The 15,858-nt window shown below is 62.8% G+C and carries 14 protein-coding genes; 4 read left to right on the forward strand and 10 right to left on the reverse strand.

Translation table 11 applies throughout. The features are described 5' to 3' along the window. Positions 1-3 precede the first annotated feature (3 nt). A complete protein-coding gene (locus D886_RS0100105; protein WP_027591959.1) occupies positions 4-942 on the forward strand; it encodes an MlaD family protein in 939 nt (312 codons plus the stop codon). Next, the gene (locus D886_RS0100110) at positions 939-1,562 is read left to right on the forward strand and encodes an ABC-type transport auxiliary lipoprotein family protein (protein WP_027591960.1); all 624 of its coding nucleotides are present in this window, start codon (positions 939-941) and stop codon (positions 1,560-1,562) included. The genes D886_RS0100105 and D886_RS0100110 overlap by 4 nt, the downstream gene beginning before the upstream one ends. Here D886_RS0100110 and D886_RS0100115 read toward each other — a convergent pair. From D886_RS0100115 to D886_RS0100140, 6 genes are all read right to left on the reverse strand, one after another. Next, positions 1,544-2,773, reverse strand: a complete 1,230-nt coding sequence (locus D886_RS0100115) for a nucleoside recognition domain-containing protein (RefSeq protein WP_027591961.1) — start codon at positions 2,771-2,773, stop codon at positions 1,544-1,546. The genes D886_RS0100110 and D886_RS0100115 overlap by 19 nt on opposite strands. 242 nt (positions 2,774-3,015) lie before the next feature. Beyond that, the gene (gltP, locus tag D886_RS0100120; RefSeq protein WP_027591962.1) at positions 3,016-4,344 is read right to left on the reverse strand and encodes a glutamate/aspartate:proton symporter GltP; all 1,329 of its coding nucleotides are present in this window, start codon (positions 4,342-4,344) and stop codon (positions 3,016-3,018) included. A gap of 763 nt (positions 4,345-5,107) precedes the next feature. Continuing rightward, on the reverse strand, positions 5,108-5,578 hold the full coding sequence (locus D886_RS0100125; protein WP_027591963.1) for an inhibitor of vertebrate lysozyme family protein: 471 nt from the start codon (positions 5,576-5,578) through the stop codon (positions 5,108-5,110). 2 nt (positions 5,579-5,580) lie between these two features. Continuing rightward, a complete protein-coding gene (locus D886_RS27515) occupies positions 5,581-5,742 on the reverse strand; it encodes a DUF1328 domain-containing protein (protein WP_003252966.1) in 162 nt (53 codons plus the stop codon). Between the two features lie 55 nt (positions 5,743-5,797). Continuing rightward, positions 5,798-6,088 (reverse strand): hypothetical protein, encoded by a 291-nt coding sequence (locus D886_RS0100135; protein ID WP_027591964.1) that lies wholly within the window; start codon positions 6,086-6,088, stop codon positions 5,798-5,800. Between the two features lie 174 nt (positions 6,089-6,262). Continuing rightward, complete coding sequence (locus D886_RS0100140; protein WP_027591965.1) at positions 6,263-7,084, reverse strand: BON domain-containing protein; 822 nt, start codon at positions 7,082-7,084, stop codon at positions 6,263-6,265. Positions 7,085-7,293: 209 nt separating this feature from the next. Here D886_RS0100140 and algB point away from each other — a divergent pair, with 209 nt between their 5' ends. Continuing rightward, on the forward strand, positions 7,294-8,640 hold the full coding sequence (gene algB, locus D886_RS0100145) for a sigma-54-dependent response regulator transcription factor AlgB (RefSeq protein ID WP_027591966.1): 1,347 nt from the start codon (positions 7,294-7,296) through the stop codon (positions 8,638-8,640). Then, positions 8,637-10,415: a KinB sensor domain-containing domain gene (locus tag D886_RS0100150; protein ID WP_027591967.1), complete on the forward strand. Its 1,779-nt coding sequence runs from the start codon at positions 8,637-8,639 to the stop codon at positions 10,413-10,415. The genes algB and D886_RS0100150 overlap by 4 nt, the downstream gene beginning before the upstream one ends. 15 nt (positions 10,416-10,430) lie before the next feature. Here the strand turns inward: D886_RS0100150 and D886_RS0100155 are convergent, their stop codons facing one another. The 4 genes from D886_RS0100155 to D886_RS0100170 all read right to left on the reverse strand — a co-directional run bounded on the left by D886_RS0100155 (position 10,431) and on the right by D886_RS0100170 (position 15,851). Further along, positions 10,431-12,050, reverse strand: a complete 1,620-nt coding sequence (locus D886_RS0100155) for an EAL domain-containing protein (RefSeq protein ID WP_027591968.1) — start codon at positions 12,048-12,050, stop codon at positions 10,431-10,433. A gap of 107 nt (positions 12,051-12,157) precedes the next feature. Then, positions 12,158-12,946: an N-acetylmuramoyl-L-alanine amidase gene (locus D886_RS0100160; RefSeq protein WP_027591969.1), complete on the reverse strand. Its 789-nt coding sequence runs from the start codon at positions 12,944-12,946 to the stop codon at positions 12,158-12,160. A 79-nt stretch (positions 12,947-13,025) separates the two neighbouring features. Continuing rightward, positions 13,026-14,969, reverse strand: a complete 1,944-nt coding sequence (locus D886_RS0100165; RefSeq protein WP_027591970.1) for a GGDEF domain-containing protein — start codon at positions 14,967-14,969, stop codon at positions 13,026-13,028. Positions 14,970-14,996: 27 nt separating this feature from the next. Next, a complete protein-coding gene (locus D886_RS0100170) occupies positions 14,997-15,851 on the reverse strand; it encodes an endonuclease/exonuclease/phosphatase family protein (protein WP_027591971.1) in 855 nt (284 codons plus the stop codon). Between the last annotated feature and the right edge of the window lie 7 nt (positions 15,852-15,858).

Consider the following 15,858-nt stretch of genomic DNA (forward strand, 5'->3'; position numbering starts at 1 on the left):
ACGATGGAAACCCGAGCACATCATGTCCTCATTGGCCTGGTCACCGTCCTGGTGGTGGCCGGTGCCATGCTGTTCGGCCTGTGGCTGACCAAGTCCAGTGTCGACGATGCCTTCAAGGATTACGAAGTGGTGTTCAACGAAGCCGTCTCGGGCCTGTCCCGGGGTAGCCCGGTGCAGTACAACGGCATCAAGGTCGGCGACGTGTCGACCCTGCGCCTGGACCCCAAAGACCCGCGCCGCGTGCTCGCCCGCGTACGGCTGAGCGGCGACACACCGGTCAAGGAAGACACCCAGGCCAAGCTGACCCTGGCCGGGGTCACCGGCAACTCGTTCATCCAGCTCAGCGGCGGCACGCCCCACAGCCCGGAGCTCAAGGGCAAGGACGGCAAGTTGCCCGTGATCATCGCTTCGCCTTCGCCGATCTCACGCCTGCTCAACGACAGCAGCGACCTGGTGACCAACATCAACCTGCTGCTGCACAACGCCAACCAGATGTTCTCTGACGACAACATTGGCCACCTCAGCAGCACCCTGGCCAACCTCGACAAGACCACCAGTGCCTTCGCCGGCCAGAACGGCGGCATTGCCCAGGCCATCGAGCAACTGGTGCAGGTTGGCAAACAGGCCAGCGCCACCCTGGCCGAAACCCAGGCACTGATGCGCAACGCCAACGGCCTGCTCGGCAGCGAAGGCAAGCAAGCCATCGGCAATGCCGGGCAGGCCATGCAGTCGCTGGCCGACAGCACGGCAACCATCAACCAGCTGCTCAAGAACAACAGTGAGGCCATTGGCGACGGTGCCCAGGGCCTGAACCAGCTAACCCCCGCAATCCGCGAGCTGCGCGAGACCCTCAACGCACTGAAGGGCATTTCCCGGCAACTGGAGGCCGACCCGAGCGGCTACCTGCTCGGCCGCGACAACAACAAGGAGTTCCAGCCATGAAACCTTCGCTGCGCCTGTTGGCCCTGGCGGCCGCGATGAGCCTGGCCAGTGCCTGCTCGATCCTGCCGCCAAGCGAACCTGTGGACCTCTATCGCCTGCCCGTGAACCAGCCAAGCCGCGTTGCCACGCCGCTGGACTGGTCGCTGCGGCTGAACAAACCGCTGGCCAGCGAAGTGCTGGCCGGCCCCCGGATCACGGTGATTCCACAAGGGGACGTGGTCAGCAGCTACAAGGGCGCACGCTGGAGCGACGCTGTGCCGGTACTGCTGCGCAACCGCCTGCTCGACGGGTTCCAGCGTGACGGCCAGGTGCAGCGCCTGAGCGCCGACGACAGCAACCTGCAGGCTGACTACGAGCTGGCCGGCGAACTGCAGGCGTTTCAAAGCGAGTACCGCCCGGACGGGGCAGTGGAGGTGGTGATTCGTTACGATGCGCGGCTGGTCCAGGGCCGTAGCCAGCGCATTCTGGCCAGCAAACGGTTCGAAATCCGCCGGCCGTTGGCCGACAAGCAGGTCGCGGCTGTCGTCGCAGGCTTCGGCGCGGCCAGCGACCAGCTGGCAGGGCAGGTGGTGGCCTGGACAGTCGCCCAGGCCGCGCAGGCTCAGCCGAAGAACCAGTAGCAGACGAAGATCGCCGCGACCACCCCGGAGAACTCCGCCAGCAGTGCGCAACCGACCGCGTGGCGCACCCGCTGGATGCCCACCGCACCGAAGTACACCGCCAGCACATAGAACGTGGTCTCGGTACTGCCCTGGATGGTCGCTGCGACCAGCGCCGGGAAGCTGTCCACGCCTTGTGTCTGCATGGTCTCGATCAACATCGCCCGGGCGGCACTGCCGGAGAACGGCTTGACCAGCGCGGTGGGCAGGCCTTCGACGAAGCGTGTATCCAGGCCCATCCAGTTCACCGCATGGCGAATGCCATCCAGCGCCAGCTCCAGGGCGCCCGAGGCGCGCAGCACACCCACCGCCACCAGCATGGCCACAAGGTAAGGCAGCAGGTTCTTGGCCACGTCGAAGCCTTCCTTGGCCCCTTCGACAAAGGCTTCGTACACCTTGACCCGCTTCAGCGCGCCGATCACCAGAAACAGCATGATCACGCCAAACAGCGTGAGGTTGCCCAGGAGCGACGACAGGCTCGACAGCGCGGCCGCCGACAAGGTGCCGAGAAAGGCCATGAAGCAGCCCAACAGCAGCGCACCGGGGATCAGATACGCCAGTACCACCGGGTCCCACAAACGCAGGCGCTGCATGACGGCCACCGACAGCAGGCCGACCAGAGTCGACACGCTGGTGGCCAGCAGGATCGGCAGGAACACCATCGTCGGGTCGGCCGCGCCTTGTTGCGCGCGGTACATGAAGATGGTCACCGGCAACAGGGTCAGCGACGAGGCGTTGAGTACCAGGAACAGGATCTGCGCGTTGCTCGCGGTGGTGCTGCTGGGGTTGAGCTCCTGCAGCGCCCGCATGGCCTTCAGGCCGATCGGCGTGGCCGCGTTGTCCAGGCCCAGGCCATTGGCGGCGAAGTTCATGGTGATCAGGCCCAGGGCAGGGTGGCCCTTGGGTACCTCTGGCATCAGCCTGGCGAACAGCGGGCCAAGCACCTTGGCCAGCCATTCGACGATGCCGGCCTTCTCGGCGATTTTCAGAAAGCCCAGCCACAGGGTCAGGGTGCCGAACAGCAGGACCATCACCTCCACCGACAGCTTGGCCATGGCAAAGATGCTCTCGACCATCGCCGCGAAGATGCCGGCGTTACCGCCGATCAGCCATTGGGCCAGGGCGGACACGGCCGCCACCAGAAAAAAGCCGAGCCAAAGGCCGTTGAGCATCCGTGTATTCCCCCTGAAAAATGCCCGAATGATAGCGTATCGAGCTGTTCATTAGCGCCAAACGTAGCCCACCCCCCTGTAGGAGCAGCCTTGTGCTGCGAAGAGGCCGGTGACAACTGTTCTGTTCTCAGCGCCTGCCCCGGCCTCTTCGCAGCACAAGGCTGCTCCTACAGGCCGGTGTGCTTTACAACAGATAGCAAAAAGCCCCGACAAGTCGGGGCTTTTTGTTCAACGCGTTAGCTTCAGCGTTTGGCGGTCTGGCCAACCACTGCAGCTTCCTGCTTGTCGGCCATCAGCGAGGCGTAGTACTGCTCGCCCTTGGCAGCGTCGTACATGCCTTCCCAGCGTGCGATAACCAGCGCGGCCAGGGCATTGCCGACCACGTTCAGTGCGGTACGGGCCATGTCCATGATGCGGTCGACACCAGCGATGAAGGCCAGGCCTTCCAGCGGGATGCCCACGCTGCCCAGGGTCGCCAGCAGTACCACGAAGGATACGCCCGGTACACCGGCAATGCCTTTGGAGGTGACCATCAGGGTCAGGACCAGCAGCAGCTGCTGGCTCCACGACAGGTCAATGCCGTACAGCTGGGCAATGAAGATTGCCGCGATGCTCTGGTACAGGGTCGAACCATCGAGGTTGAACGAGTAGCCAGTCGGTACCACGAACGAGCAGATCGACTTCGGCGCACCGTACTTCTCCATCTTCTCGATCACCCGTGGCAGCACGGTTTCGGAGCTGGAGGTGGAGTAGGCCAGGATCAGCTCATCTTTCATGATGCGCATGATCTTGATCACCGAGAAGCCGAACACGCGCGCCACCAGGCCCAGCACCATGAAGGCGAAGAAGGCGATGGCGAAGTACACCAGCAACACCAGCTTGGCCAGCGGCAGCAGCGAGCTGAAGCCGAAGTTGGCGACGGTGACGGCGATCAGGGCGAATACGCCGATCGGGGCGTAGTTCATGATCATGTGGGTGACCTTGAACATGGTCTCCGACACAGCCTGGAAGGTACGCACCAGCGGGTCGCGCAGTTCTGCCTGCAGGCTCGACAGGCCCAGGCCGAACATTACCGAGAAGAAGATGATCGGCAGCATTTCGCCACGCATCAGCGCTGCGAAGATGTTCGACGGGATCAGGTTCAGCAGGGTTTCGATGAACGCGTGCTCATGCTGCACTTCGGCCGCGGTGGCCTGGTACTTGGAGATGTCCACGGTACCCAGGGTGCTCATGTCGATGCCGGCGCCCGGGTGGAACAGGTTGGCCAACACCAGACCGACGACGATGGCGATGGTGGTCACCACTTCGAAGTAGATGATGGTCTTGAGGCCGATGCTGCCCAGTTTCTTCGCGTCGCCAACTCCGGCGATGCCCACGATCAGCGACGAAATCACGATCGGGACGACGATCATCTTGATCAGGCGAATGAAGATGTCACCAGCGGGCTGGAGGACGTTGCTGATCCACCATGCCTTTTCCGCACTGAAATGATTCAGTAGCGCGCCGATTGCAACGCCCAGGACCAGACCGATAACGATCTGCCAGGCGAGGCTCAGTTTTGCCTTCTTCATGTCTTTACCCTTTGTTCTAGTGGTCATGGGCGTCGAACGAAAACGCGCGTAACAGAGCCGTTGGCAACGTCACGGTGAGCGAAAAAGCTTCCGTCCGGCGACCTCATGTAAGGACACCGCGAGCGAGCGACAGGGCGCTCGGGCCAGCGAAAAGGCGGCAACTATTGCGATGGGGAAGGGGGAAATCTAATGCCGGAAACGCATATCCCATGCCGATACTGCATAACGGTTTGCGCTGAAAATGGCATGTCGCAAGTGCTTGATTTATAACGTTCGGAAACCCGAACAAGACCAAAGCGCCATTTTTGGGCCGATATGGCAGTGCGTAGGGAGGGGGATGAATGGCTTGTTCGACAATCCGAATGGCCGAAATGACACTTGCGACAGCGGCATCGAACGGAAAAAAAATGTGATGTACGGTCGAGACAAAATGTGTCCCGAAGCGAAAAACACGCAAGAAGGGCCATTGGACGATGGCATTGATGAAATGGCTGATGGCTCCTCGGAAGTCAGGTCGGTGCGGTGTCCCCGATGACACACCCGACCTGAGGCTTCCGATTCCGCCTTTCCTGACCCGGCCCAATACTGGAGGCACTCCCTGTACCCCTAGGCCACTCCGATCTTGCAACAATCAGAACAGCCCGGCCCCATGGTCATGTGCTGCCCCTCCTCAGGGCGGCGCATCATAGAAGCCTGAACTATAAAAAGGTTCAGCTTCTATTACGTGACAGTGCGTTACCGTTCATCAGCACTGGCTAAAAGCTCAGTACCATTTCGGGTCACGCTTGAGTTGCTCGCGCAACATCGCCTTCATGCCGTCATCCGGCTTGCCAAGCCAGCGGTACTGCGCATGACGGGTAGGCGACTTGTCGCTCGGCAAGCCTTCGGGTACCTCCACGAGCATCCCGTAGGCATCGTCCTTGTCCCAACTGAACGCCACGATCAGGCGTTTGTAAGTGCAGTTGTCCGCCGTTTCGCACAGGGGGCCGACCAGGTACTGGTCACCGTCCTCGGTGACTGCCGACATCTGCTCCTGGGCACTGCCGGTGAGGTTGACTACCCAATCGGGCAGCCGTTCCTCGCCCTTGATCGTGTCCTCCCAGGCTTCCCGGTATTCAGGGTCCGAGCCGAGCAACTGGTCGACCCGGACCTGGCCGTCATTGGCCGCCATCGCCCCTGCACTGCCGCCCAGCAACAAGGCGGCAGCCAGGGCAGTGCAAAGCTTCCTGCTCATCGTCAACCTCGACCACGTCCAAAGAAGAAGGAGGCTACGAACAGGACCAGGAAGACGATGAACAGGATCTTCGCGATACCCGTGGCGGCGCCAGCGATACCACCGAAGCCCAGTACGGCGGCGACAATGGCGATGATGAGGAAAGTGATAGCCCAACTCAGCATGGTGGTTCTCCTTTCTTTTTTGAAATCAATCCGGCCCTAGGCGTCCAGGACAGGCTCAGAACACCCAGCGATCCTGGGGTACGACAGTTTCTACGGTGGCCGGCGAAGCATCGGCCTTAGGCGAAGGCAGCGGGTCAGCCGCCCTCACCAGGGTACTGGCACGGGTTGCCTGAATCTGCGTCAACAGCGCGGTCTGCGCCGCCACTTGATCCGCCAGACGCGCGGTCTGCCAGCTGTAGTAGAAGAGGCCGGCGGCCAAAGTCATCAGCAGCGCCATGCCGAGAAACAGGAACTGGCGCAAAGGCAGTGCGGCGTTCTGCGAGCGGTTGACGGATTGGCGGTTCATGCCGGCTCCTCCTGCTGTAATTGTTGTTCAAACCTGAACAGGTAATTGCAGCCTGCATGCCAGCCTTTGAATTCAATAAAATTCCTTTAAAATCATATACTTAAGATAATCACCCATGGCACCGAAGGACGTATCCTGCACGATGCCGTCCTTGGCGTCGTGCGAATTGCACGATCAGCCCTCGACCTTGGTCGCGACCTTGAGCAGGTCGGCGTCCACACCGCGCACGCCGATGATCTGCCGGGCGATCTCCACGGCGATGGTTTTCTGCTCGCTGCTGACCACCTCTCCCGACAGCCGCACCAGGCCCTCTTGGCTGGCCACCTTGAGATTCAGGCCATCGAGGTTACGGCTGAAACGGAAGCTGTTCTGGATCTTGTCGACGATCCAGCTATCGCTGGGTTGCGGCCCGGTCGGGGCACCCACCGGGTTCTCGCGAGCCTTGGCCATGGCGGCGGTATCCAGGCTGACCAGGTTGTTGACCAGGTGCACGCCGTCGGTGGTCCGCGCCACCACACCGGCCAGCTCCTTGGCCTCTGCGCTGTCGACCCTGCCGCGAAGCGTCACCACGCCATCGCTGCTTTGCACCTCGATAGGCGCTTTCTCGGTCGTGCGGCTCCACAGCAGCCGTGCCCTGATCACGGCAGCCAACGTTGCATCTTCCAGCCGCTGTGCATAAGCCCGCAGTTCCAGCGGGCGCTCCACCAGCTGGGCATTGACCTTCAACTGGTTGTCGACCTTTTCGATACCGCGCGTAGCCAGGGCGACATGCTCGGCCAACTGGCGCTCGACATCGTTCTCGACCTCACCGGTCAGCCGCGCCTGCTGGCCGTCCACCTCGACATCGATGCGAAACGGGTTGAGCATCCTGTTGAGCGATAACGCGGTTTGCAGCGAGCCCTCCAGGCGGGCGTCCTGCACAGGGTCAGCGAATGCCGGGGTCAATACCGGCAGCAAGGTGGCCGCCAACACGGCCAGTCGTGGGGAAAAGGGCATGGCTGTGCCTCCTTTGTTGGCAAAAACAGAAAATAGTCGCAACCAATGTGCCAGCGCGTAGCTCTAAGCAAATCATCGAGATATCGCGGTTTTCGGGCTTACTTTGGCCATTGGCTAGCATGCAAAGGACAGAATCCTTCAGAATTGACCATGCAACTTGCCCGATTTTTCCCACACTAATTGAAGATCTATCCTAAGGAGCGCAGGAAATGGAATCAGCCCAGGACAACCAAGGCCGCATTCTGCTGGTGGATGACGAGTCCGCGATCCTGCGCACCTTCCGCTACTGCCTCGAAGACGAAGGCTATAGCGTGGCCACCGCCAACAGTGCCGCCCAGGCCGAAACCTTGTTGCAACGCCAGGTGTTCGACCTGTGCTTCCTCGACCTGCGCCTGGGCGAGGACAACGGCCTCGACGTACTGGCGCAGATGCGCATCCAGGCCCCCTGGATGCGGGTGGTGATCGTGACCGCGCATTCGGCGATCGACACCGCGGTGGATGCCATCCAGGCAGGGGCGGCCGATTACCTGGTCAAGCCCTGCAGCCCAGACCAGCTGCGCCTGGCCACCGCCAAACAGCTGGAAGTGCGCCAACTGTCGGCACGCCTCGAAGCCCTCGAAGGCGAGGTGCGCAAACCCAAGGACGGCCTCGACTCGCACAGCCCGGCCATGATGGTGGTGCTGGAAACGGCGCGCCAGGTCGCAACCACCGATGCCAACATCCTCATCCTGGGCGAGTCCGGCACCGGTAAGGGCGAGCTGGCCCGCGCCATTCATGGCTGGAGCAAGCGTGCGCGCAAAGCCTGCGTCACCATCAACTGCCCCTCGCTGAATGCCGAGCTCATGGAAAGCGAGCTGTTCGGCCATACCCGCGGCGCCTTCACCGGTGCCAGCGAGAGCACCCTTGGCCGGGTCAGCCAGGCCGACGGCGGCACGTTGTTCCTGGATGAAATCGGTGATTTCCCACTGACCTTGCAGCCTAAGCTGCTGCGCTTTATCCAGGACAAGGAGTACGAGCGCGTGGGTGACCCGGTCACCCGACGCGCCGATGTGCGCATTCTGGCTGCCACCAACCTCAACCTCGAGGAGATGGTGCGCGAAAGCCGCTTCCGCGAAGACCTGCTGTACCGCCTGAACGTGATCACCTTGCACCTGCCGCCCCTGCGCGAGCGCAGCGAAGACATCCTGACCCTGGCCGATCGTTTTCTGGCCCGCTTCGTCAAGGAATACTCCCGGCCCGCCCGCGGCTTCAGCGACGAAGCCCGTGCAGCCCTGCTCAACTACCGCTGGCCTGGCAACATCCGTGAACTGCGCAACGTGGTCGAACGCGCCAGCATCATCTGCCCGCAGGAGCGCGTCGAGATCAGCCACCTGGGCATGGGCGAACAACCCGCCGGCAACGCACCACGGGTTGGCGCAGCCTTGAGCCTGGATGAACTGGAACGCGCCCACATCGGCGCGGTGCTGGCTGCCAGCGATACCCTTGACCAGGCCGCCAAAACCCTGGGCATCGATGCCTCGACCCTGTATCGCAAACGTAAGCAGTACAACCTATGAAGTGGCAGATGAAGCTGCGCACGCGGCTTTTCCTCAGCATTTCGGCGCTGGTCACGGTGGCCTTGCTCGGCCTGATGCTGGGCCTGGTGAGCGTGCTGCAGATGGCCTCGGTGCAACAGCAGCTCGTGCGTGACACCACCCACGCCCTGGAAGTGGGGCTTAAATTGCGGCAGAACCTCGGCGAACAGCTGACCCTAATCCTTGACGAGGACACCGCGCCGCAAAGCCTGCAAGTGCTGCAAGACAACTTCCAGTCCCTGCTCAACCAAGGGCTTGAACAAGGCGGCGAACGCACCGGCTTCAGCAAGGCCAGCAGCAACTACCAGACCTTCCTCGAGGCCTACCGCGACAGCCCCGCACCGGCGCGCAGCATGGGTATGGACCAGCCCCTGGGGGCTGCCTTCAACCAAGTGCGCACCGACCTCATCGACGCCCACAAGCAAGCACTGGATCACATTACCCGCAGCGAGGAACATACCCGCGATCGCGCCTTGATGGTCAGCGGCGTCCTTGGCCTGATGGGCTTGGTGATCCTCGTGCTGGGTTTCATCACGGCGCACAACATCGCGCGACGCTTCGGCCAACCGATCGAAGCCTTGGCCAAGGCGGCCGATCAACTCGGCAAGGGCGACTTCGATGTGACGCTGCCAGTCACCCAGGCCATCGAGCTGAACCAGCTGACCCGCCGTTTCGGGCTCATGGCCGACGCCCTGCGTAAGCACCAGGCAACCAACGTCGATGAACTGCTGGCCGGCCAGCAACGCCTGCAAGCGGTGCTCGACAGCATCGACGATGGCCTGCTGATCATTGACCGCCAAGGCCGCCTGGAACACCTCAACCCTGTGGCGCAGCGCCAGCTGGGCTGGAGCGACAGCCGCCTAGGCAACACCCTGGCCGAAGCCTTGCAACGCCCGGAGCTGGAGCAACAGCTACGCCAAGTGCTGCGCGGTGGCAGCCTTGATCGCCCACCCGACGACCTGAGCATCGACGTCGATGAAGAAACCCGCCTGCTGACCTACAGCCTGACACCGGTCAGCCACCCCCAGGGGCCGATCCTGGGTGCGGTGATGGTGCTGCACGATGTCACCGAACAACGGGCCTTCGAGCGCGTACGCAGCGAGTTCGTGCTGCGTGCCTCGCACGAACTGCGCACCCCGGTCACGGGCATGCACATGGCGTTCGGCCTGCTGCGTGAGCGGGTGAAGTTCCCGCCCGAGGCGCGCGAGTACGACCTGCTCGAGACCATCGGCGAGGAAATGCAGCGGCTGACCCAACTGATCAACGACCTGCTCAATTTCTCGCGCTACCAGAGCGGCCTGCAGAAGCTTGACCTCGCCCCCTGTGCCATCGATGAGCTGCTGGAGCGCGCGCAGCTGCGTTTTACCGAGCAGGCCGCGCACAAGCAGATCGAATTGATCAAGGAGCTGGAACTGCCGCTGCCACGTATTCAGGCCGACATCGCCCAGCTCGACCGGGTGTTGGACAACCTGCTGCACAACGCCGTCCGCCATACCCCCAGCGGTGGCCGTATACGGCTTCACGCCAGGCGGCATGCGGAGCGGGTGATCATCAGTGTCGAAGACAACGGCGAGGGTATCGCCTATGGGCAGCAAGGGCGCATCTTCGAGCCGTTTGTGCAGGTAGGGCGCAAAAAAGGTGGCGCGGGGCTTGGCCTGGCGTTGTGCAAAGAAATCGTGCAACTGCACGGTGGCAGAATGGGCGTATTTTCCCGGCCGGGGCAGGGCACTCAGTTCTACATGGCATTGCCGGTCTGACGACAGGGTTTGCCCTCAAGACTCATCGGTACCCCGCCGCGCCGGCACCGCCCGCCACCCGCGGGTCACCAGCTCGGCAAATTGACGGGCGTTCAACGGCCGGGCGAACAACCAGCCTTGGCCGTAATTGACCCCTTCACTGTTGAGCAACACCGCCTGGTCTTCGCATTCGATGCCTTCGGCAATCACCCGCAGGTGCAGGTCGTGGGCCATGCGGATGATGTGCGGGGCCACACCGCTGCTGGCGGCGTCGTGCCCCAAGGCGTCAATGAAGGCCTTGTCGATCTTCAGGCAGTCCACGGGCAGCGTCTGCAGGTAGGCGAGGCTGCAATAACCCGTGCCAAAATCGTCGATCAACACTTGGTGGCCCACCGCACGCAGAGCCTGCAGGTTGTCGCGCGCCACCACCACGTCGATCAGGCCGCGTTCGGTCACCTCGAAGGCGATCTGGCTGGCCGCCACCCGGTGCAAGGCCAGCAGCCGCGCCGCCACCCGGCCAATGCGCGGGACCATCACATCACACGCCGCAAGGTTTACCGAGATGTACAGGTTGCGGTGCGAACGCAGCAACTGGCCCAACTGCTCAAGCACCCGCTGCAAGACAAAGTCAGTGATCTGGCGGATCTGCCCGGTATTTTCGGCCAACGGAATGAACAAGTCCGGGCTGGTCAAGGTGCCGTCCGGGCGGCGCCAGCGCACCAGGGCCTCGGCACCGACACAACGCCGTGTGTCGAGTTCGATGATCGGCTGGTAAAGCACCTGCAGTTCGCCCCGGCGCAGTGCGTTCTGCAGCTCCGAGCTCATCGAGCGCCGCTGCAGAATCAGCTGCAACACCAGCCAGCCAATGCAGCAGGCGGCCAGCACGCTGCCAGGGAACAGCAGCCAGAGCATGCCGTTCATGCGCAGGGGCAGGCTGGCGCGTGGCGCAATCAGCACCAGTTGGTAATCCGGCGATTTGGTCGGCATGCGGTAGATGAGGCGGTCGCTCAATTCGAGCAGCGACTTGTGGCTGGCCGACCAGGCCGAGGGCGGTGGCCACACCTGCGGCGGGCCTAGTACCGGGATGGCCCGGGTACCGTTGTCCAGCACCACCACTAGGCTGCCACCGGGCGGCAGGTCGACAACATCGGTCAGGTGCCCGCGCGACGTGGACACCACGAAATTGCCACGCCCCAGCATCAGGGCTGCCAGATTTTCGTCGGGCTCGATCGTGGTGTTCAACCAGTAGCTGTAGGTCGGCCCCTTGATGTCGGGCGCGCGCAGTGGCTCGAAGGCCCGTTCATCCCCCCGGTTGGAGCAGGCGACATGGGCATCGACGTACGCGGCTTCATAAATGAAGCGCGAACTCAGGCCCACCTGCTGCAATGCCGCCAGCATCTCTGGGCTGCAGCCGCGCAAGGGCTGCGCCTGCAGGGTGTCGACCCCTTCACGAAGCTGGCCGAATACCTGCTCAAGGCGATCGAGAAAGCGCTCGCCCTGCGCATTCATCTGTTCACTCTCGCTTTGTTTCATCTGCTGCAGGGCAATACCGATGCTGGCGCTGAGCAACAGTGCGGCGCTGGCCAGTGCTGCCAGTGAGGCCAGCATCCAGGGACGGTAAAAAATTTGGCGCAGCGTGGCGATGAGGGCTGACATCAAGGGCATCCAGTTGATTACCAAGGTATAGCAACTGAATCGAGAATCATCCTCGCCGTTGGGCGATTAACGGGTCAAGGGCTGCTGCGCAGCCCATTCCCCCTGCATCAACGCATGCGGTTGAGCACTTGCAGCATGGCGGCCGTCTGGGCATCGGGCATGCCATCGAAGCGTTGTGGGCGGAAGCGCATCTGGAACGCCGCGATCACATGCCGGGTGGCCACGTCGAGTTCACCGGTTTGCGCGATCGCATAGCCGAAACGCGCCAGCTCCTGCTGGTACCAGCTCACGCTCGGCGGGTTGACGCTGAAGAAGGCTTGTTGCCGCGCCACTGCGTTAGGCTCGGGCCAGATACCGATACCCGCGTCGGCCAGGCGCTTCCACGGGAACAACGGGCCTGGGTCGAGCTTGCGCAACGGCGCGATATCGCTGTGGCCAACGATATGCCGGGGGTCGATGTTGTTGCGTTTGACGATGTCTTTGAGCAGCGCGATCAAGGCCTGAACCTGGGCTTCGCTGTAGGGGTGCCAGACTCGGCCATTCGGCGTATCGGTGAACCCTGGGTTGACGATTTCGATACCGATCGAGGTCGAATTCAACCAGGTGCGCCCTTGCCATTGGCTGTCACCGGCGTGCCAGGCGCGGCGGCTTTCATCCACCAGCTGATAGACCGTGGCCGGGCCATCGCCGATCAGGTAGTGGCTGCTGACCTCGCCATGGGTCAGTAGCGCCAATGAGCGCTCGAGCGAGGCATTGGTGTAGTGCAGGACGACAAACTGGATACGCTCGTCCTGGTTGGCCGACGGGTGGCTGCGGTCGATGCGCAGGCCCGTCGAGCAACCCGCAACAGCAACCAGCAAGCAGGTGAGCAGTGTTTTTTTAACGGTGGAAAGCACGTCGGCGGCCTCAGCGTGTAAGCGCTACAGTATAACGTGCTCTGAATGGCCTGTGCTCGCCGTGAGTCAGTGCCGCCCCTTACCCCTGCTCGACACGGTTGCGCCCCAAGTCCTTGGCACGGTACAGCGCGGTATCGGCGCGCTTGAGCACCTGGTCACCGCGCTCGCCGGAGCGGAATGCACCCAAGCCAATGGAGGCGGTGATCACCACGCGCTCGCCTTTGAAATGGAACGGGCAGGCTTCGATGGTCGCACGCAGTAGCTCAGCCATCTGTGCGGCCGCGGCGGGTGAAGTCTGCGGGAACAGCAGGACGAATTCCTCACCGCCAAAGCGGGCGATGAAGTCGCGCCCGCGCAAGCGCTTGCGCAGCTGGTCAGCGACGATCTTCAGCACCTTGTCACCCGCCAGGTGCCCATAGTTGTCGTTGATGCGCTTGAAGTGGTCCAGGTCGAGAATCGCCATGGCCAAGTGGCCGCCGTTTTCCTGCCAGTCGAGCATCTCGCGTTCCAGGTGCTCGCTCCAGGCCGCGCGATTGGGCAAGCCGGTCAGCGGGTCGAGCAAGGCCTTTTGCCGCTGCTCTTCAAGGTGCTCGCGATAGCCAAGCGCCTCGTGCTCCATGTTCGCCACACGCTCGGACAGGCCCTGCAGGCGACCGGCAAGTTCCTGCTCGCGGCGATCACGCTCGTGCTTGTGCTCGTCCATGGTCACCAGCAAGCCCTCGAGCCGGTTTTCCAGGATGTGCTTGAGGCTGTCCACGTCGGCGGCACCCTTCACACTGCTCTGCAGCCCATCGACCTGCTGGCGGAGCTGGGTGTCCAGCGCCTCGGCGGCGGTGCTGTTGTCGGCATGCCCGGCACTGGCTTCGTGCAGGTGGCTCTGGAAACCTTCCAGGCGCACGTTGAGCTGTTGCAGGTAGGTCTCGAATTCGTGCTGGCCGCTGTCGGTGATCGCCAGCATCAGCACCGCCAAGTCGTCGAGCACCGGGATCAGTTCGTACCAATTCAGCCCCCGCGCCACCCGCTCGCGCATTTCCAGGGCCTGGGCCTTGTGCCGCTCGGGCAGGCTGAGGTCGTCAAGCAGGCCGATCAGGGTCTGCTCGATATGGGCGGCCACTTGGCTGTAGGGCGGCTCTACCGCGTAGGGCAGGGCATAGGGGCCATCTTCACCGAACGTTTCTTCCAGCGTCTGCGGCGGTGCGGCCTCTGGCGTGGGTTGGCTGAGGGCTGGCTCTGGCGCTGGCGGCTCATCCGGCACAGGTTCGGGTTGTGGCGCGCTCGGCACGTCTGCGGTTTCGATCAGCGCCGGCCCTTCCAGCTCCGCTACCAAGGCCGGCTCAGCCAGTGCTGGGGGTGCCAAGGGCAGCAGTGCGTCTACATCCTCGGGCTGCGGGTCTTCGGCAACGTGCTGAACGGGGGCGGCAACGGGCGGCGCCACGGCCTCAGCCATTGCCACAACAGGCGCCGCCGCCAGTGCAACCTCTGCTTCGTCGGGCTGCTCGCTGTCACGACCACCAAACAAGCGCTGCAAAAAGCCTGGCCGCTCTTCTTCAGGCTTGCCCAACGCATCCAGCGCGCGACCTTGCAGGCCGCTCAGCTCGCCCAGCAACGGGGGCAGCTCACGCGACTGGGCAACCCCGCCGTCGAGTTTCTTCGCCAGTTTTTTCAGCGGCCGCGAAATGTCGCTTGGCAGCGGCAAGCCTTGCAGCTGAGTGACCAGCGCCGTCAGCGCATCGCTGACCTGGTTCATGCGGGTTTCCCGGCGTTGCTCGGAATCCAGCACGGCTTTTTCCAGGCGCGGAATCAGCCCGGCAAGGCCAGCGTCCATATTGTCGCTGCGGATGACCTCGCGCATTTCCTTCATGCACTGGTCCACCACCTTGTCACTGCCTTCGGCAGCCAGGGTGCTGCGCACCAGCCCACGACGCAACAGGTCGAGACGTGCGTCCCAACGGCGTTCAAGCTTCTCTTGCTGCTCGATGCTCTTAAGGTATTTCTCTTTCCAGCGCTCAGCGTCGTCAGTCATGCCCGGGCCCGCAAACGGTGATGGCAATTAGCTCAAAACCGGCAGCGTATCCACAGTCAATGCATCAGGCAATCGAATCTCGACGGCAACGGGAAGGTGATCGGAAATTGGCTGCGCCAACACCTCCACGCGCTCAAGGGTGAGGCTTGGGCTGAGCAGGATATGGTCCAGGCAACGCTGCGGTCGCCAACTGGGGAAGGTGGCCTCGACTTGCGGGGCAACCAGGCCCAGGTCGCGCAGGGGGGAGTGCTCCAGCAGGTCGGTGGCATGGGTGTTCATGTCACCCATCAACACCTGATGGCGGTAGCCGCCAATCAGCTCGCGAATGTAGCCAAGCTGCAGGGCGCGGGTTTTGGCGCCGAGCGCCAGGTGCATCATCACCACGATCAGCGCATCTTCACCCTCGCCGAAGCGCACCAGAATGGCACCGCGGCCGGCCGGGCCGGGCAGGGGGTGGTCTTCAAGGTGTTGCGGCTTGAGGCGGCTGAGCACGCCGTTGCTGTGCTGGGCGAAGCGCCCGAGGTTACGGTTGAGCTGCTGGTACCAGTAAGGGAAGGCACCCAGTTGGGCCAGGTGTTCGACCTGGTTGATGTAGCCCGAACGCAGGCTGCCGCCATCGGCTTCCTGCAAGGCCACCAGGTCGAAGTCACTGAGCAGCTTGCCGATTTTCTGCAGGTTGCTGGCACGCCCGGTGTGCGGCAGCAGGTGCTGCCAGCTGCGGGTCAGGTAATGCCGGTAGCGCTCAGTGCTGATGCCAACCTGAATATTGAAACTGAGCAGCCGCAGGCGCCCATCCTCTGGCAGGCCAGGCGCCTGCAGGTGATGTTCGTTGACCTGCGGCTGGTGCAGGCCAATGCCACGCGTGCTTCGGAAGCGGGGCATGGGTACG

This window comes from Pseudomonas sp. LAIL14HWK12:I7 (assembly GCF_000483465.1).
Taxonomy (GTDB): Bacteria; Pseudomonadota; Gammaproteobacteria; order Pseudomonadales; family Pseudomonadaceae; genus Aquipseudomonas; species Aquipseudomonas kermanshahensis.